Source organism: Acidimicrobiia bacterium, from assembly GCA_012959995.1.
Taxonomy (GTDB): domain Bacteria; phylum Actinomycetota; class Acidimicrobiia; order Acidimicrobiales; family MedAcidi-G1; genus MedAcidi-G2B.
Genome location: DUCC01000002.1, coordinates 49,090 through 67,517, shown reverse-complemented (window position 1 = coordinate 67,517; position 18,428 = coordinate 49,090). Strand labels below are relative to the sequence as shown.

The window sequence follows — 18,428 nt, the reverse complement described above, 5'->3', positions numbered from 1 at the left end:
TACGGTCTTGCTATGTCTGCAACCTCTGTCGCTGTTTTAGGGTCTACGGGTTCTATCGGCACACAAACCCTTGAGGTGGTTGCTGCTTGCCCCGGGGACTACGAGGTGGTTGCTTTAGGGGCGGCTTCGTCCATTGATTTGTTGGTTGAACAAGCAGAGCGCTTTCGCCCGAAAGTGGTGGCTTTAGCCGACCAAAACCGGGCCCAAGAGTTGGCGGAGCGGGTACCGGCCGGCACTGAGGTTTTGGCTGGTCCACAGGCTTTAGCCGAGGCTGCGGTTATTGCTGAGGTGGCCATTAACGGGGTGGTGGGTTTCGCTGGTTTGTCGGTCACTTTGGCGACGTTGTTGGCCGGCCGTCGTTTGGGTTTGGCTAATAAAGAGTCGCTTATTTCCGCCGGACCAGTAGTGCAGCGGGCTCGGGCTACTCCGGGGGCGGAGATACTTCCGGTAGATAGCGAGCATTGCGCTATTCATCAATGTTTGCGAGCTAACGACAATCATGAGCGAGTGGCCAGCATTGTTTTGACCGCATCGGGCGGCCCTTTTCGGGGACGAAGCGCCGCAGAGTTGGCGACTATTACTGTTGAAGAGGCATTGGATCACCCCACGTGGTCAATGGGCCCAAAAATTACTGTGGATTCTTCGACCTTGATGAACAAAGGGCTTGAGGTGATTGAAGCCCGTGAACTGTTTGGGGTGGGCTACGACCAAATTGACGTGGTGGTGCACCCGCAGTCCATTGTGCATTCCATGGTTACTTTTTCTGATGGGGCGACGATGGCTCAGTTGTCGCTTCCTGATATGCGGCTTTGCATGGGTTACGCCTTGGCTTACCCGGACCGTTTGGACGTGCCTTTTGGGGCCATTGATTGGACGGATCTTTCTCGCCTTGATTTCGAAGCGCCAGATCGTGAGGCTTTCCCTTGTCTAGATTTGGCTTTTACGGCAGGGCGTTTGGGCGAAACAGCGCCGGCTTGGCTTAACGCCGCCAACGAAGTTGCTGTCCAAGCTTTTCTTGATGGGGCACTTTCTTGGGTGGGGATCGGCGAGACTTTGAAAAAGATGCTTGAGGCCTGGCCGGGGGATTTAGCCGATGGGGTAGAGGCAGTCCTTTTGGCTGATGAACAATCTCGAGCGGCCACTCAGGCTTTGATTAAGCGGGAAGCATGACCGAAGAAAAACTTGAGCCTGCCGGGTCTTCACGCCGAGTCACCGCATTGTTGACCGTGGTGTTTTTAGGTTGGGCGGGCGGCGTTTCTCTTTTGGTGGTGATTGGCGCTTTTGTGGCCATGTTGGCGTTGCATGAACTGGGCCATCTTTTGGTCGCTCGCTGGTCGGGTATGCAGGTCACGGAGTATTTCATTGGTTTTGGCCCGCGTATTTGGTCAATGCACCGCGGGGAAACCGAGTACGGGGTGAAGGCCATTCCTGCCGGTGCTTATGTGCGCATCACCGGCATGTCCAGCATGGAAGAGGTAGCGCCGGTAGACGAGCACCGTTCTTTTCGGGCCCAGCCTTTTCCTCACCGAGTAGCGGTGGCTTTCGCTGGTTCGGGGATGCAATTTTTGTTGGCCATTACTTTGTTGACGATTTTGTTCACCACCATTGGTCGCCCCGATAGTTCATCGTGGGAGGTTGGGGCGGTCGTTGAGGGTTCGACGGCCCAAAGCCTTGGGGTAGTAAGCGGGGACCAAGTAGAAAAAGTGGCTGGGGTAGCGGTAGAAGATTTTGAAAAGTTTGGCGAAGTGGTGCGTGCCTCAACGGGTCATCTCGTTCCGTTTGAAATCAGCCATGAAGGTACTTCGTTTGTGCGGACCGCCCGGTTGAATGAACGTTTGACGGTCATTGGGGCCGCCGCATTTCCTGGTTTGCAAGAAGGAGATCAACTGGTTTCTGTCAATCACACCTCGGTGCGATATTGGTCAGATCTTCCGGCATCGTTGGAAGGGCAGGGACCGGTACGAGTTGAGGCGCTGCGTTATGGCCAAGACACAGTGGTACTTATGGTGGCGATCAATAAGTTGCCCACCGAAACTATGGCGGTAAGTGGTTTTTTTGGAGTTTCTCCGCAGCGACCGTTGGTTACCGAAAACATTGTTTCGGCTACTGGTCAAGCAGTTTCTGAGGTAGCGGAGTTGGTGGCTGCTTCTGCTAAAGCTTTGGTGAAGTTTTTCACTCCGGGGGGAATTGCGGATTTTGTTCGAGGCACGGTTAGCAGCGACGGGGGTGAGGCCGCGGACGGGGTGGCGTTAACTTCTGAAGATGAGAATCGATTGCTTTCTATTTATGGGGCGGCCCGGTTGGGGAGTGCGGCTTTCGAGTCGGGTATTTACCAGTTCATCTGGTTCATGGTGCTCATTAACGTGTTTATTGCGGTGTTTAACTTGGTGCCCTTGTTGCCGTTCGACGGTGGACATATAGCGATTGCTATTTATGAGCGGTTGCGTTCTTTTGGTGGTCGCAATTACCGCGCTGATGCCTCAAAGTTGGTGCCGCTTACTTGGGTGGTGTTGATGTTTCTGTTGTCGTTGTCTGCCCTAGCGCTTTTTCGCGACATTGTTGATCTTCCAGATTTTGGTTGAACTGTTGCTGACGAGAAGTAAGTCTCTTGCCTTGGGGCAAGCCAGATAGCAGGTAGCCTCAGCGCCATGGAGGTTCAATCCACTTTTCCCCGTCGTCCTACTCATCAGGTCATGGTGGGCGACGTCCCGGTGGGCGGTGGCGCGCCGATAAGCGTGCAATCCATGACCGTGACAAAAACTGCTGACCATGAAGCTACTTTGCAGCAAATTTATGACCTCGCTATGGCGGGAGCAGACATTGTTCGCTGTACATGTAACGAACCGGAGGCAGCCGAGGGGTTGGCGCGGATTGTTCCCCGGTCGCCGGTGCCCATCGTGGCCGACATCCACCACCAGTACCGCATGGCGTTAGCCGCTTTGGAAGCTGGTGTGGATTGCTTGCGCTTAAACCCCGGAAATATTCGTAAACCTGAGCACATCAAGGTGGTGGCTCGAGAAGCCAAAGACCGTGGTGTTCCGATTCGCATCGGGGTAAATGGGGGGTCGCTGCATCCTGATTTGTACGCCAAGTATGGCGACGTGGTGACCCCGGAGGCCATGGTGGAGTCGGCGCTGCAAGAGATTGGCTATTTTTCTGAAGTGGGTTTTGATCAGATAAAGATTTCGGTGAAGGCTTCGAGTGTGCCGTTGATGATTGATGCTTATCGGCAACTGGCTGAACTCACCGAACATCCGCTGCATTTGGGGGTTACGGAAGCGGGTCCTTTGCCGGGTGGTTTGTTGAAATCCACGGCGGGTATTGCCACGTTGTTGGCGGAAGGTATTGGCGACACCATTCGTTATTCCCTTACCGCTGACCCTATTGAAGAGGCCAAAGCGGGCCGCCAACTGTTGGAGTCCATGGGTTTACGGGAACGTAAAAACGTTGACTTGATTGCTTGTCCGAGTTGTGGACGGGCTGAAATTGATGTGGTGGCGGTGGCCGAAGAGGCGTTAGCTGCTTTCGCTGATCGAGAGATTCCGTTGCAAATAGCCATCATGGGGTGCGTGGTCAATGGCCCCGGCGAGGCGCGTGATGCCGATTTGGGTATAGCGGCGGGTAATCATCGGGGCCATTTGTTTATCAAGGGCCGTAATGCGGCGGTGGTTCCCGAAGATGAAATGGTTTCGACTTTGGTGGAGTGGGCAGATTTCATTATGGAACACGGTGCCGATGCGGCACTCGCTCGAGTGGATATAGATCGAGCGGAGAGGGAAGCAGCCCGAGATCGTGACCGTTTGTTGGCTTCCCAAGGGGTGGACGCTAATGATTCTGGTACCCGTATTGAAATGATCCGCCGCCACACCGAGCCCTAATCGTTTCTGGCCCTGTCATGGGGGCGGTCCTCGAGACGGAGGGGATGTTTTTCTGTGGACGGGCGGGAAGTCCGGTATGCTCTTCTGTTGCGTACATCGTGCAGTTTCTGACGAGGCGTGGGCTTGGCCCACGCCTTTCTCATTTGCTGCATTTAGGACTAAAAGGACAACAAGGGAGGTGCCATGGGAATAATTGAACGAGTCGAAACCTTGGTGACTCCGTTGTGTGACCGGGTAGGTGTTGAGCTTTTCGACCTGGAATACGAAGGCGGCGTTGTTCGCTTGGTTATTGACCACCCTGACGGGGTAGGTATGGGCGCTATTGCTCAATTAACGCGAGAAGTTTCTCGGGCCTTTGACCATGAAGAACCTATTAATGGGACCTACACCCTTGAGGTGACGAGTCCGGGGTTGGAACGTTCCTTAAAAAAGCCTGATCATTTTGCTCGAGCTATGGGCGAAACGGTGACCATAAAGACCCAACCAGGGGTTGAGGGAGATCGTCGTTTCGGCGGCGTTTTAGAGTCCAGCGATGACAACTCGGCCACCATACGTTTAGAAGATGGGGCTACCCGCACGGTGGCTTTCAGCGAGATTTTAAAAGCACGCACTGTTTTTGATTGGGCACCTGAACCAAAAGGGCCTCGACGAAATGATGAACGACCTGCATCAACTGGTGTCGGGTCATCTACGGAAAGCGACGTGAAGCAATGAACTCCGAAATGATGGAAGCACTCCAAGCCCTCGCTGTAGATAGAGGGATCTCTCCAGAAGCGCTTTTTGCTGCTTTGGCCGACGCTTTAGAGTCGGCTTATAAGCGCATGCCGGGAGCCGAAGACTTCTCTTGGGTGACTATTGATTCTGAAACGATGGAGATTCGGGTCTTTGCGCAAAAACTCGACGAAGAGGGTGAAGTTATTGGCGAAGAGTTCGAGGTTACTCCCGACAACTTTGGCCGTATCGCGGCCACCACCGCCCGGCAAGTCATGGGGCAACGCATTCGCGAAGCCGAACGGGACCTCAAGTACGAAGAATATGCAGGTCGCGAAGGCGACATCGTCACCGGTCTTATTCAACAAACGGATGCTCGTTACACCCTGCTGGACCTCGGTCGGGTTGAGGCATTGCTTCCCCAAGCCGAACAGGTTCCTTTTGAACGCCCGGAAGCTAATACCCGCTTGAAGGCTTACATCGTAGAGGTTCGTAAGACCTCGAAGGGTCCACAAATTGTGGTGAGCCGTACCCACCCTGGGCTTATTAAACGCCTCTTTGAACTTGAGGTTCCAGAAATCGCTGATGGGGTAGTGGAAATTCGTTCTTGTGCCCGTGAACCAGGGCATCGCACCAAGATCGCTGTGGGCTCCAACGACCCTCAGGTGGATCCTGTGGGCGCTTGTGTGGGGGCCCGAGGTGCTCGAGTTCGCATGGTGGTTAACGAGCTACGTGGCGAAAAAATTGACATCGTTCCTTTCTCGGAAGACCCCGCAGACTTCGTTATGAAAGCGCTGTCACCAGCCAAAGTCAACGAAGTATTGATCGATGAAGAGACTGGTACCGCCACGGTGATCGTGCCCGACTACCAGTTGTCGCTGGCCATTGGTAAAGAAGGGCAAAATGCTCGATTGGCGGCCCGCATGACCGGGTGGCGAGTGGACATTAAAAGCGAAACCCAGGTAGCCGAAGAAGCAGCATTTGCCGCCACCGACTGGGCTGAGGGTGAATGGGTTCTTGACGAAGAAACTGGTGAAAACGTTTGGAAGGCTGCCGACGGCGGCCAAGACGTGCTTGCTGGAGATTACGGTGGAGCCGCTGAAGTGGAACAAAGCGAAGAAGCGGAAACCAAAGCGGTAACGGAACCAGAAGTTGAGGCAGAGGTTGAATCCGACACCGAGGTTGCTGTCGAAGCCTCCGATGAAGAAGTTTCCACTGAAGAAACTTCTACTGAAGAAACCGAAGAGCAATAGCCGTCGGTCCACAACGAACCTGTGTCGGGTGTCGGCTAAAAAAGCCGGCGGTTGATCTTCAACGTTTGGCCTGGGACAGCGTAGAACAACAATTGTTGCTGGGGTCAAATTTCGGCGGCCGCGGAGCGTATCTGTGCCGTCAACAGTCGTGTTTAGCACAGGCCATAGAGCGTGATGCACTGAGTCGAGCCTTACGAACGACACTCCCTGAGGGAATATTCGCCGATTTGTTGAAGAGTTGGCTAGTAAAAGGTGACGGTTCCTCGGCCGAGAACGGGTGAACAGGGTCGCTTCTGCGATAACGTCAGGCATTGGCTGTTTAGCCATTTTCTACCGAAAGACTTAGAATCACCGTGGCGAGCAATATCCGCGTCTATGAATTGGCGCGAGAACTTGGAATGACCAATAAAGAGGTCGTGGAACTCTGTGGAACGCTGGGTATCGGCGTCAAGGGTCACTCATCGGGTATGCCCGAACCCCAAGCCGACCGGGTGCGCCGTAAAGCAAAGCGTGAAGGCCTCACCCGCGAAGTGGTTGAAGAAGAACCAGAGCCGATTAAAGAACCTGAACCTGAACCAGCGCCTGAGCCTGAGCCAGAGCCCGAGCCTGAGCCTGAGCCTGAGCCTGAGCCTGAGCCTGAGCCTGAGCCTGAGCCTGAGCCTGAGCTCCCAGTTGGCGAAGAAGAAATAACTGAAGAAAATGACACCCTGGTTGAACCCGAAGAGGCGCCTGCTGCGCCCATTCCACGAGTGATTTCTTCTAGTGGTTCATCTGCTCCAACCAAACCAACTCCTGAACCAGAAGTCGAAGAAGCAGAAAAAGAAGAGCCGCCCGCTGCGGAAAAATCGGTAATTCCCGACCCTGCAGAACGAGTCAACCCTGCGCCGCGTATGCCGACTGCTGGGGCAACCCCTCCCATGTCGTCAACGGGAAAACCTATTCCTCCGCCCCCTGGGCCCCCTACTTCTAACAGCGGAAAACCTATTCCGCCGCCCCCCGGTATGGGCGGTCGTCGAAATGAACAACCTACGGGTGGCCCTCCGGGACGCCGTAATAGCCCTCCTCCGGCCGGACGTCGTCCAGCACCCGGTGGAGGCCCACGTGAATCGGTACCTGGTGCCGGTGTGCGCCCTGGTGGCGGACCCGGTGGAGGTCGCCCTGGTGGTCCCGGCGGCGGACGCCCTGGCGGCCCTGGCGGTCGACGCCCACCAGCTCGACGCAAAAAGCGTCGTCGTAGTCGCGAAGAACTACAGCCAATGGGCACCCCGAACTACACGCCCGAAGATGCAGCAGTGCCGGAAGGCGAAGTGGTTGTTGAGCGTTCAAGTACTGCTCAAGAACTTGGCCCGAAGCTAAACCGTACTGCCGCAGATGTGGTGCGTTTCTTGATGCAACAAGGCGAAATGGTTACCGCTACCCAGTCGCTTTCTGACGACATGATTGAACTCTTTGCCGCCGAAATCGGTGCGGAAATCCGCATGGTTGACTTAGGCGAAGAACAAGAAGTCGAGTTACTTAAACTGCTTGACGTCATCGACGACGAAGCCGATGACGAAGCACCTCTGCGTCCGCCGGTTATTACCGTCATGGGTCACGTAGATCACGGGAAAACAAAGCTTCTTGATCAGATTCGTAAAGCCAACGTGGTGGATGGCGAAGCGGGAGGGATCACCCAACATATTGGGGCCTACCAAGCCGAGCATGGCGGAAACACGCTGACCTTTATCGACACTCCGGGCCACGAGGCGTTCACCGCCATGCGAGCCCGAGGTGCGGGAGCCACCGACATTGTAATTCTGGTGGTAGCCGCTGACGACGGGGTTATGCCTCAGACAGTGGAAGCTATTAGCCACGCCAAGTCTGCTGACGTTCCCATCGTGGTTGCTATCAACAAAATGGATCGTGAAAATTCTGATGCAGATCGTGTCTTGGCGCAAATTGCCGAACACGAACTGGTGCCCGAATCTTGGGGCGGCGACACGGTAACGGTTGAGGTTTCGGCTTTGCAAAACACGGGGATCGACGACCTTCTCGAAAACTTGCAGGTCATCGCTGAGGTAGAAGACCTCCGTGCTGACCCCGATGGTCGTGCCCAGGGCGTAGTCCTGGAATCAAACCTTGACATTGGCCGTGGGCCGATGGCCACCATTTTGGTGCAACGAGGCACTCTTCGCGTCGGCGACCCTCTGGTGGCTGGTGCCGCTTGGGGCAAGGTCCGCGCCATGATCAACGACCACGGCGAACAAATTAAAGAAGCTGGCCCTTCAACCCCAGTTCAGGTATTGGGTTTGTCTGATGTACCAGATGCCGGCGAAGGTTTTGTGGTTGCTCCGAACGAAAAAATTGCCGGCCGGGTAGCTGACAAACGCGGCCACTGGCGTCGCCAAGCCAACATTGGCCGTGATGCCCACGCGCTCTCGGGCGGCGCTCGCTTGGAAGATATCTTTGAGCAGATTCAAAAGGGCGAAGCAGCCAACTTGAACCTCATTGTCAAAGCGGACGTTAATGGCTCGCTGGAAGCGGTAATTGAGAGCCTGCGCAAACTTGAACGTGAAGAAGTGCGCCTGTCTTTTGTACACCGCGGGGTTGGCGGTATCACCGAAAACGACATCCAATTAGCGGCGGCCGCCAACGCCACCATTATTGGTTTCAATGTGCGCCCCGAACGCAAAGCTCGAGACTTTGCTCTAACCGAAAACGTGGAGATCCGTACTTACGAAATCATCTACAAGTTGATTGAAGACATTGAAGCGGCCATGGTCGGCATGTTGGCCCCCGAGTTCGAAGAGGTGGTCACCGGCGACGCAGAGGTTCGAGAAATCTTTACCGTTCCTCGAATCGGGCGTATCGCAGGTTGCCATGTTCAAAACGGCACCATTTCACGGGGCTCCAAAGTGCGCTTCTTGCGTGATGGGGCCATCATTTGGAAGGGCGATATCAAATCGTTGCGCCGCTTCAAAGAAGATGTGGCCGAAGTCCAAACTGGTTTCGAATGCGGTATCGGCCTCTCGGATTTCCAAGACCTTAAGGTCGGCGATGTTATCGAAACTTATGAGGATCGGGAAATTCCCCGGGTCTAGATCTTATGGCTCGACAACCTCGCCGCTCTAGTCGTTCTACCCGCGGCTATGACCGCACCGACCGACTCAACGAGTTGCTTCGCCGCATCCTCGCTGAGGAGCTAGAACACATAGACGACGACCGCCTTATTCTGGCCACCATCACTGGGGTGGTGACCGACCGGGACCTTAGCCAAGCCAAGGTTTACGTTTTAGGAAACGTCGAAGACGACGACTTGTTGAAAGCTTTCGAAGATCATCGAAAACAATTGCAGCGAGCGATTGGCACGCAGACTCGTCTACGCAGGGTGCCCCCTTTGCTTTTTACCACTGATGAGGTAAGCCGTTCCGCTGGTCGCATTGAAACTATTTTGCGTGAAATAAACGACGCTGCGGATGAACAAGACTGATCCGCCGCCCAACGGCATCGCCATCATTGATAAACCGGCGGGCTGGACCAGTCACGATGTGGTGGCTAAATCTCGCGGCATTCTCGGCACCCGCAAAGTTGGCCATTCCGGCACTTTGGACCCCGATGCCACCGGAGTCCTGGTTCTGGGGGTTGGTAAGTCAACACGGTTACTCAAGTACCTGACCGGGCTTTCTAAACGCTATACCGGGCAAATTGTGCTGGGTGTAGAAACCTCAACGTTAGATGCGGCCGGAGAAGTAACGGCAACGCATGACATGGCGGGGATAACCCTCGAACAGGTTGAGGCGGCGGCCCAGAAATTTATTGGAGCGATTGAACAAATTCCTCCCATGGTGTCGGCTATCAAAATAGGGGGCCGGCGACTTCATGAAATAGCCCGTGAAGGGGGCGAGGTAGAGCGGCCACCCCGGCCAGTCACCGTTTACCATTTTGAAATCGCCGCAACCGAAGATCCGCTGATTTTTTCTTGCGATGTGTCGTGCTCCTCTGGTACCTATATTCGTACTTTGGCTGCAGATGTAGGAACGGCTTTAGGGGGCGGCGCTCACCTCACCGGCTTGCGTCGCCTGGCGGTGGGCTCGTTTACCATTGACGAAGCCCACCCATTAGAGAAACCGGTGCTGCTTTCTGCGGCCACCGCGTTAAGGGATTTTTCTTCGGTCACGGTGTCTGAAGAAATTGCTCAAGCGGTAGCCCATGGCAAAGTGTTGGACCTCGATCTTCTTGGGGTAAACGGAGATGGCCCATGGGGGGTTCTCAACACCGAGGGCGAGTTGCTTGCCGTTTACGAACCACACAAGGGTCGGGCGAAACCTTCTGTGGTGCTGGTCGGTTAGAGCGGTTCGGATAGTCTGCGCTCGTGGAAGTTCGCCGTACATTGCAACCGGCTCGACCGGATTCTGTTGGAACCGTGTTGACCATCGGTGCCTACGATGGGGTGCATGGTGGCCACCGAAAAGTTATTGCCGAGGTATGTCGTCTGGCCGAGGAGCGGGGCCTGGATTCTGCAGTAGTGACCTTTGATCGCCACCCGGCCTCGGTGGTGCGTCCTGATTCGGCGCCTTTGCTGCTCACCGACCTAGAACAAAAACTTGAGTTGCTGGCTGCTACTGGCGTTGACCAAACCTTGGTGGTTCCTTTCGATGAGGCTCGCGCCGCCGAAACCGCCGAGGATTTTGTAACCAACGTGTTAGTTGGTTGCTTGAAGGTAAAGCTCATTGTGGTGGGTGAAGATTTTCATTTTGGTTTTCGCCGTTTGGGCAACGTGGCGTTGCTGCGCGAAATGGGCCAAGCGTTGGGTTTCACCGTTATGGACCTTGGCCTGGTGGGCATGGATGGAGAGCCGGCTCGTGATCATGAACAAGTTTCGTCAACCTTTATTCGTCGTGCTTTGGGTCGTGGCGACCTTGACCGAGCGAACGCGATGCTGGGCCGACCTTACGAGGTGCGGGGCACAGTAATCAAAGGGGACCAACGAGGCCGCACGCTCGGTTTTCCTACGGCCAACGTACGGGTCGACGGTTCAATCTTGTTGCCTGCTGATGGGGTGTATGCCGGACGGGTGGAGCTTCCTTCTGGCGAAAGACGAGACGCTGCTCTTTCGTTAGGTACCCGCCCGCATTTTTTCAACGATGGCGACCTTTTATTAGAGGCGCATCTCATTGATTTTTCAGGCGACCTTTACGGCCAAGAAGTAAATGTTTCTTTTGAAAAAAATCTGCGTCCACAACAAAAATTTGAAAACCTCGAAGCGCTGGTCGCACAGTTAGAAAAAGATGTGGTCAGTGCAACACAGTGGCTTCAGTAAATGTCGGTTACCAATGTATTGCTGTTGCTGGGGGGCGGGCTTTTTGCCGGGGGGATTAACACTATGGCGGGCGGCGGCTCAATGCTTACGGTGCCGCTTTTGGTTATGGCCGGGGTGCCCGGAAACATTGCTAACGGGTCGAACCGGGTCGGGATTCTGGCCTCTACGGCGACAGCAGCTACTGCTTTTCGCCGTTTAGGGGTAGAAGGGCTCTCACGAGTTACCCCGGTGTTGTTGCCGGTAGTGGCTGGGGCTTTGCTGGGTTCGTTTAGTGTTTCGTTGCTCTCAGATGAGCTTTTTGAGAAAATTTTTGGGATTCTTATGGTTCCATTGTTGTTACTAGCTCTGCGCCCGCCCAAGGTAGCTTTGGGTGCGTGGTCTTTGCCCGCCACCGTGCTGGTCTTTTTCGGCATCGGCCTTTACGGCGGGGCTTTTCAAGTGGGGATCGGCTTGTTGCTGGTCTTAGCGCTCTCCCGTTCTGGGATGGACCTCGTGTTGGCTAACAACGTCAAAGTTTTGGTGGCTATGGCCATCAACGTAACGGCACTTCCAGTTTTTATTTTGAATGGAAAAATCGCTTGGGGCCCGGCCTTGGTTTTGGCAGCCGGTTTTGCGGTGGGAGGTGCTTTAGGAGCTCATTTTACCGTGACCGGTGGAGAGAAAGTGATTCGGCCAGTATTGACCTTGGCGGTGCTGGCTCTCTCGGGACGCTTGCTTGGCCTTTATTGATGGTCGGCGAATTCGTTTAGGGCTCCGGCGAAACTCGTATTGAGCGACCCAAGGTCTTCCACAATGGTGACAATCTTGAAACCTTGTTCAAAGCGGCGAACAGCCAGAGCGGTGTTGGCGTGAATGCCAGGCACCACGCCATGGCGTTGACAGGCCGCCACGATGGTGGCCAGGGCTTCATCGAAGGGTGCTTCACCGTCGTGGTTGCCGGGGCCGAGGCCCAAACTTGTTGAGAGGTCTGAAGGTCCGACATAAATGGCGTCAACGCCTTCCACGCTAAGAATGTCGTCTAAAGCATGAAGTGCTGAAGTAGTTTCGATCATGGGCAGGCACTGCACTCGCTCAATTACTTGGTCCACATAGGCGGGACCATAAATGGTGGCCGCTCGAGTCGGCCCGACACTGCGGATGCCTACTGGTGAATATCGGCAGGCCGCTACTGCTGCTTGGGCCTCAGCAGCCGAGTTGACCATGGGAACGATTACTCCGGTTGCTCCCGCATCTAAGGCCCAACCGATGATTCCTGTTTCGTTGCTGGGCACTCGAACCAAAGTGCGGGCAGCTTCTGGTCGAGCAGCGGTTAGCAAAGGAACCAAGTCTTCTTTGGTGACGAGACCGTGTTGCATGTCTAAACAGAGATAGCCAAAACCGGTGCGGGCCGCAAGTTCCACGGCGATACTAGAAGGGGTTTTAATCCAACAACCAAGCGAGGTTCGGTCGGCGTTGAAGGGGAGGGGAAAAGAGTCGTAAGGCATAAACAGACCTTACTCTCTGGGCGTAGACCAACGAATACCGGCTACATGATTTGGCGTCTTCTGGGATGGCTCCGCTAACATGGGCTTTACAAAAGAATCCTCGGGGTTGGGTGAAAATCCCTACCGGCGGTAAGTGACTTAATGTCACAAGCCCGCGACCCTTTCGAAGCATTAATGCAGAGAAAGGTTGATCAGGTGCGAGCCCTGAGCCGACGGTTAAAGTCCGGATGGGAGAGGATACAGAGCGAGTACTTGCCGACAGCCTTGGGCTGCCGGTAGGTGAACTTTGTGACCTCTCCTTCCTTGTGGACACACAACCAAGAAGGAAGAATCCGAATGTTTACCGGCATTGTAGAAGAACTCGGCACGGTCCGATCAGTGGTGCCTCAAGGCGCAGGCTGTCGCTTAACCGTGAATGCCGAACTTGTTCTTTCTGAAGTAAAACTTGGTGATTCCATTTCGGTAAGCGGCTGCTGCCTGACCGCGGTCGACTTCGGTGGAGACGAAAAAGGTCCATGGTTTGCTGCAGACGCCGTGCCAGAAACGCTTGACCGGACAATCTTGGGTCAACTCGCAGTAGATGATCTGGTCAACCTTGAACGCTCAATGCCCGCTAATGGTCGTTTCGGCGGTCACGTCGTTCAAGGCCACGTTGATGTGGTGACGCAGTTGAAAAAAGTTGAGTCCCTTGACGATGGTTCTCAACGACTGACTTTTCATCTCCCAGAAATGTTGGCTGGGCAAATTGTCGAAAAAGGGTCGGTAGCGCTTGATGGCATCAGCCTGACCGTGGCCAGCGTCAACCACGATGAAGCATCTTTTGATATCGCGGTGGTTCCGCATACTCTCGCCGTGACCACGCTTGGCCATAAAGTAAGAGGAGACTCGGTCAACGTTGAGGCGGACGTGTTCGCTCGCTACGTGGCAGGGCTACTGAAAGTAAAATTCGTACAAGAAAACAAGGAGCAGGCCTAATGCCGTTAGCTGATATTTCTCAGGCCATCGAGGCTTATGCCCGAGGTGAATTTTTAGTAGTGGTGGACGACGAGGATCGCGAAAATGAAGGCGATCTTATTATTGCGGCTGACGCTATGACTCCAGAAAAAATGACGTTCATGATTCGTCATACCAGCGGGGTTATTTGTGCCCCCATGTCTGATGGCCGTGCTGACGAACTTGACCTTCCGTTAATGGTGGTTGATAACACCGAGTCAATGCGTACGGCATTTACGGTGACCGTGGACCTTGTCGCCGGAACCAGCACTGGTATTTCAGCTGCTGACCGTTCAGCGACGGTTGTTGCCTTGGCGGACTCTGCACGGGTGCGTACCGAGTTCGCTCGCCCGGGACATATTTTTCCTTTGCGGGCTCGAGTCGGTGGAGTATTAAAACGTGCGGGTCATACGGAGGCGGCTGTTGACCTCTGCGCTATGGCCGACCGGGCGCCAGTTGGCGTGCTCTGTGAAATTGTGAACGACGATGGGTCTATGGCTCGAGTGCCGGACCTTGAAGTATTCGCCGAAGAACACGGCTTGCTTTTTATTACCATCGCCGACCTTATTCGCTACCGTCGCCGTCATGAAAAACTGGTGGAACATTTTGCGGCAGCCCGTATCCCAACTCGTTACGGCGATTTCACCGCACACGCTTATCGCTCCACACTGGACGAAGACGAGCATGTGGCATACGTTTTGGGAGATCTAAGCACAGTTGATGACCCCTTGGTGCGGGTACATTCCGAGTGTTTAACGGGTGATCTTTTGGGTTCAATCCGTTGTGACTGTGGCTCGCAACTTGATGCGGCACTTGAAGGGATCGGCGAGGAAGGGGTAGGTGTCCTGGTTTACCTCCGAGGTCACGAGGGGCGTGGCATCGGCATAGGTCACAAGCTTCGGGCTTACGAACTTCAAGACGAGGGATACGACACGGTCGATGCCAACTTGCAACAAGGCCTTCCTGTGGATTCGCGTGAATACGGGGTGGGGGCACAAATCCTCTCTGACCTTGGGGTAAACAAAATGCGTCTGATGACAAACAACCCAGTGAAATACGGTGGGCTTGAAGGTTACGGGTTGGACGTGGTGGGGCGCGTGCCTTTACAGATCGAACCCAACCCCGAAAATATTCGCTATCTCAAAACAAAACGAGAACGACTCGGTCATTTTCTTGAAAATGATGGGGACGAAACGGAGAGCGCATGAAAGAGTTAAATAATCCCTTAAACGGGGCCGGCCTTCGTGTTGCTTTGGTAGCGGGCCGGTTTAACGATGCCATTTCACAGGAATTAATCCAGGGAACCAGGGACCGTTTGGCTTCTCTCGCTGTCGAAGACGAAAAGGTGACGTTAGCTTGGGTAGCTGGTGCTTTCGAAATGCCGTTGGCTGCTCAGGCCATGGCAAAATCTGGCCAGTTCGATGCAGTGATTTGCCTTGGTGCGGTTATCCGCGGCGAAACCGCACACTTTGACTTTGTGGCTGGCGAAGCAGCATTAGGAATGATGCGAGTGGGCCTCGACACCGGGGTGCCGGTTGTCTTTGGGGTGCTCACCACCGATACTTTTGCTCAAGCTTTTGCTCGTGCGGGGGTCGCTGAAGGCAACAAAGGCGCTGATTGCGCAGAAGCGGCTATAGAAATGGTTCAACTGCTCAACGAAATGGGTTAACTCAAAACCAGAGACACGCCAAAAGGTGGCATTTGCTGTGTTGCTGATAGCGTTACTCTTTGTGGGTAACCCAATGTGGGTTATCTAGGGTCGGTTACAACACCTCCGGCCCTCCGTATAGCTTTTGGTGACGCCTAGCGCGCCATAAAGCCGGGTCCGACACCCAGAGGTAACTATGCCGACCAACCTACCCCCCAAGGCCAACACGATGGCCGAGCATCGCTTGCATGAGACCGATACCGGTTCTCCTGAAGTGCAAATTGCTTTGCTCAGCGACCGTATTAACCATCTCACCGAGCACTTGAAGGACCATAAAAAGGACCATCACAGCCGTCGAGGTTTGTTAATGCTGGTTGGCCGTCGTCGCCGGATGCTTGACTACGTAAAGAAAAACGACGTTGAGCGCTACCGGAAGATTATTGCTGACCTGGGGCTACGGCGGTAACGCCACCTCTGATATCGGCGGCTTTGCTGCCTTTTCGTCGGGTGCCTTATACGGGCACTGACAACTTCAAACGATGGCGCCGAATGATCGGCGGTCATCAGTGCCAGTTGCATGCAGCTCGGCGTAGCGGTCCACCCTGTTGGCTCGCCGCATCGAGAGGCATCCATCTGGAAACTGGGGGCTTCGCTTTATTCAACGCCACCGTAACTCTGCGAGGGAACGTCTCGCGCAGAATCGAAACACAAGGAAAATTATGACAACTGTCCAAACCGTCTCGCATACCTTTAGCGAGACCGACAAAACTATCTCTTTTGAGACTGGTCGAATGGCTCGCCTTGCTGGCGGGTCAATTCTGGCCAAACTTGGTGACTCAACCGTGTTGGTCACCGCTACTGGTGCAAAGTCACCACGCCCCGGCGCTGACTTCTTCCCACTTACCGTGGACATTGAAGAACGCATGTATGCCGCAGGCAAAATCCCCGGCTCGTTCTTCCGCCGTGAAGCACGTGCTTCTGAAGCAGCCATCTTGACCTGCCGCCTCATTGACCGCCCATTGCGTCCAATGTTCCCGGAAGGTTTCCGTAACGAGGTTCACATTGTGGGCACCGTCATGGGTGCCGATATGGAAAACCCTTACGACGTGTTGGCTCTCAACGCTGCTTCGGCCGCTTTGATGATCTCTCCCGTCCCCTTCGACGGCCCCGTTGGTGCAGTACGCATCGCTTGGTCAGCCGCTGGCGAATGGATTGCTCACCCAACCTACGAAGAGGGCGCCGATTCGGCGTTCGAAATGGTAGTTGCTGGTCGTTTGCTTGATGACGGCGATGTTGCCGTCATGATGGTGGAAGCCGGTGGCACCGAAGCCACCTGGGAAATCTACGAAGGCGGCGCAGCCAAGGTTGACGAAGATGTTTTGGCCGATGGCCTGAACTTCTCTAAGACTTACATTCGTGAAGTTATTGAACTTCAGTTGGCTTTGGTAGAAGCAGTGGGCGGCGCAGAGAAAATGGAATTCTCGGTAACCACCGACTACTCCGAAGAAATCTTTGCTGCAGTTGATGCTGCAGGCCGTGAACGCATTGCTGCTACCCAAACGGTGGCCGACAAAGGCGAACGAGGCGCTGCTGAATCAGAAGTAAAAGCAGCATTGATTGCTGAATTGGCCGAACAGTTTGCCGACGTTGATGGCGCAGAACGCCAAATCGGTGGCGCTATTCGCTCGGTAACCAAAGCCGTGGTGCGTCAACGCATCGTAGATGAAAAAATCCGTATCGATGGCCGGAGCCCCGGTGACATTCGTGAACTGGCTTCAGAGGTTGGCGTAGTAGCTACCTCACACGGTTCTGGTTTGTTCCAGCGTGGCGAAACTCAGGTATTGAACTTCACCACCTTGGGTACCGGTCGCATGGACCAAATGATCGATGGCATTGACCCCACCGAACGTAAACGCTTCATGCATCATTACAACTTTGCTCCGTTCTGTACCGGTGAAACCGGTTTCATGCGGGGCCCTAAGCGTCGAGAAATCGGCCACGGCGCCTTGGCCGAGCGGGCATTGTTCCCAATCGTCCCGAGCTTTGACGAGTTCCCTTACACCTTGCGTTTGGTGTCTGAAGTTCTGGCCTCTAACGGCTCGAGCTCTATGGGTTCGGTGTGCTCCGGCACGTTGTCCATGATGGATGCTGGTGTACCTATTAAGGCTCCGGTAGCGGGTATCGCCATGGGCTTGGTTGTCCATGACGGTGAGTACGTCACCTTGACCGACATTTTGGGTGCAGAAGATGCCTTTGGCGACATGGACTTCAAGGTGGCTGGTACCGCCGAGTTCGTAACCGCTTTGCAACTCGACACCAAGATCGACGGTATCCCTGCCGAAGTATTGGCTGACGCTTTGAACCAGGCCAAAGAAGCCCGGTTGAAGATTCTTAGCGTGATGGCCGATGCCATTGGTGCTCCTCGTGAAGACGTAGGCGAGCATGCTCCGAAGATCACTAGCTTCGAGATTCCGGTAGAAAAGATCGGTGAGGTTATTGGCCCTAAGGGTAAGATGATCAACACCATTCAAGCCGAAACCGGCGCTGAAGTAAGCGTGGACGATGACGGCATGGTGGGGGTTGTTTCGGTAGCCTCTTCCGACCGAGCCAAGGTAGACGAAGCAGTCCGTCAGGTCATGCTTATCGTTGATCCTCCAACTGCTGAAGTTGGTGCGGTGTACCCGGGCAAAGTGGTAAACATCACCAAGTTCGGCGCTTTCATCAACATCCTTCCGGGCCGTGACGGCTTGTTGCACATCTCTAAAATCGGTGGCGGTAAGCGCATCGATCGAGTAGAAGACGTGCTCGAGTTGGGTCAAGACATTGAGGTAGCCGTCGAAGACGTCGATCCCAATGGCAAGATTTCGTTGAAGTTGGCCGGCGATGAGCCAGTCAAAGAAGCGAAACCCGCTCAAGAAGAAACTCCAGTGGCAGAAGATGCTCCAGTAGCGGAAGAAGCAGCAGATGAGGCAGGCAGCGATGACGCCGCCGAATCAACTGCTGATGACTCGGCTCCTCAGGTAGTTGAAGCCAGTTTTGAAGATGCGTTCACCGCTGAGTTAGAGGGCGTGCATGGCGATCTTGGTCCTGCATCTTCTAACAAGCGTGGTGGTGGTGGCGGCCGACGTCGCCGTGACCGCTGAACGCCTCGGCTAAACGGTC

At 54.6% G+C, this 18,428-nt stretch carries 17 protein-coding genes and 1 riboswitch; of the genes, 16 read left to right on the top strand and 1 reads right to left on the bottom strand.

Features of this window, described 5'->3' with window-relative positions; all coding sequences use genetic code 11:
- Window positions 1–12 precede the first annotated feature (12 nt).
- The 11 genes from EYQ49_00375 (at window position 13) to EYQ49_00325 (ending at window position 11,870) form a co-directional block, all read left to right on the top strand.
- Window positions 13–1,170 carry a 1-deoxy-D-xylulose-5-phosphate reductoisomerase gene (locus tag EYQ49_00375; GenBank protein ID HIG24333.1) on the top strand — a complete coding sequence of 386 codons (1,158 nt, stop codon included), beginning with the start codon at window positions 13–15 and terminating at the stop codon, window positions 1,168–1,170.
- On the top strand, window positions 1,167–2,582 hold the full coding sequence (locus tag EYQ49_00370) for an RIP metalloprotease (protein ID HIG24332.1): 1,416 nt from the start codon (window positions 1,167–1,169) through the stop codon (window positions 2,580–2,582). Before EYQ49_00375 ends, EYQ49_00370 begins: the two co-directional genes overlap by 4 nt.
- A gap of 66 nt (window positions 2,583–2,648) precedes the next feature.
- On the top strand, window positions 2,649–3,878 hold the full coding sequence (ispG, locus tag EYQ49_00365; protein HIG24331.1) for a flavodoxin-dependent (E)-4-hydroxy-3-methylbut-2-enyl-diphosphate synthase: 1,230 nt from the start codon (window positions 2,649–2,651) through the stop codon (window positions 3,876–3,878).
- Window positions 3,879–4,061: 183 nt separating this feature from the next.
- Window positions 4,062–4,592 carry a ribosome maturation factor RimP gene (locus EYQ49_00360; protein ID HIG24330.1) on the top strand — a complete coding sequence of 177 codons (531 nt, stop codon included), beginning with the start codon at window positions 4,062–4,064 and terminating at the stop codon, window positions 4,590–4,592.
- Window positions 4,589–5,842 carry a transcription termination/antitermination protein NusA gene (nusA, locus tag EYQ49_00355; protein HIG24329.1) on the top strand — a complete coding sequence of 418 codons (1,254 nt, stop codon included), beginning with the start codon at window positions 4,589–4,591 and terminating at the stop codon, window positions 5,840–5,842. The genes EYQ49_00360 and nusA overlap by 4 nt, the downstream gene beginning before the upstream one ends.
- Complete coding sequence (locus EYQ49_00350) at window positions 5,839–6,123, top strand: YlxR family protein (protein ID HIG24328.1); 285 nt, start codon at window positions 5,839–5,841, stop codon at window positions 6,121–6,123. Before nusA ends, EYQ49_00350 begins: the two co-directional genes overlap by 4 nt.
- Before the next feature lie 117 nt (window positions 6,124–6,240).
- Entirely contained in the window at window positions 6,241–8,922 is a 2,682-nt protein-coding gene (infB, locus tag EYQ49_00345) for a translation initiation factor IF-2 (protein ID HIG24327.1), read from the top strand.
- A 5-nt stretch (window positions 8,923–8,927) separates the two neighbouring features.
- Window positions 8,928–9,311, top strand: coding sequence for a 30S ribosome-binding factor RbfA (gene rbfA / locus EYQ49_00340; protein HIG24326.1), 384 nt, complete (start codon window positions 8,928–8,930; stop codon window positions 9,309–9,311).
- Window positions 9,298–10,170, top strand: coding sequence for a tRNA pseudouridine(55) synthase TruB (gene truB, locus EYQ49_00335; GenBank protein ID HIG24325.1), 873 nt, complete (start codon window positions 9,298–9,300; stop codon window positions 10,168–10,170). Before rbfA ends, truB begins: the two co-directional genes overlap by 14 nt.
- 41 nt (window positions 10,171–10,211) lie before the next feature.
- Window positions 10,212–11,141: a bifunctional riboflavin kinase/FAD synthetase gene (locus EYQ49_00330; GenBank protein HIG24324.1), complete on the top strand. Its 930-nt coding sequence runs from the start codon at window positions 10,212–10,214 to the stop codon at window positions 11,139–11,141.
- On the top strand, window positions 11,142–11,870 hold the full coding sequence (locus EYQ49_00325) for a hypothetical protein (GenBank protein HIG24323.1): 729 nt from the start codon (window positions 11,142–11,144) through the stop codon (window positions 11,868–11,870).
- Here EYQ49_00325 and EYQ49_00320 read toward each other — a convergent pair.
- Window positions 11,864–12,625 carry an aldolase gene (locus tag EYQ49_00320; protein ID HIG24322.1) on the bottom strand — a complete coding sequence of 254 codons (762 nt, stop codon included), beginning with the start codon at window positions 12,623–12,625 and terminating at the stop codon, window positions 11,864–11,866. The genes EYQ49_00325 and EYQ49_00320 overlap by 7 nt on opposite strands.
- 92 nt (window positions 12,626–12,717) lie before the next feature.
- Window positions 12,718–12,868, top strand: a riboswitch (FMN riboswitch).
- 93 nt (window positions 12,869–12,961) lie between these two features.
- On the opposite strand from EYQ49_00320, the gene EYQ49_00315 reads away from it, so the two are divergent.
- The 5 genes from EYQ49_00315 (at window position 12,962) to EYQ49_00295 (ending at window position 18,409) form a co-directional block, all read left to right on the top strand.
- Window positions 12,962–13,600, top strand: coding sequence for a riboflavin synthase (locus EYQ49_00315; protein HIG24321.1), 639 nt, complete (start codon window positions 12,962–12,964; stop codon window positions 13,598–13,600).
- Window positions 13,600–14,826, top strand: a complete 1,227-nt coding sequence (locus EYQ49_00310) for a bifunctional 3,4-dihydroxy-2-butanone-4-phosphate synthase/GTP cyclohydrolase II (protein HIG24320.1) — start codon at window positions 13,600–13,602, stop codon at window positions 14,824–14,826. Before EYQ49_00315 ends, EYQ49_00310 begins: the two co-directional genes overlap by 1 nt.
- Window positions 14,823–15,287 (top strand): 6,7-dimethyl-8-ribityllumazine synthase, encoded by a 465-nt coding sequence (locus EYQ49_00305; protein ID HIG24319.1) that lies wholly within the window; start codon window positions 14,823–14,825, stop codon window positions 15,285–15,287. The genes EYQ49_00310 and EYQ49_00305 overlap by 4 nt, the downstream gene beginning before the upstream one ends.
- A 175-nt stretch (window positions 15,288–15,462) precedes the next feature.
- Window positions 15,463–15,732, top strand: a complete 270-nt coding sequence (rpsO, locus tag EYQ49_00300) for a 30S ribosomal protein S15 (protein HIG24318.1) — start codon at window positions 15,463–15,465, stop codon at window positions 15,730–15,732.
- A gap of 253 nt (window positions 15,733–15,985) precedes the next feature.
- Window positions 15,986–18,409 (top strand): polyribonucleotide nucleotidyltransferase, encoded by a 2,424-nt coding sequence (locus EYQ49_00295; protein HIG24317.1) that lies wholly within the window; start codon window positions 15,986–15,988, stop codon window positions 18,407–18,409.
- Window positions 18,410–18,428 lie beyond the last annotated feature (19 nt).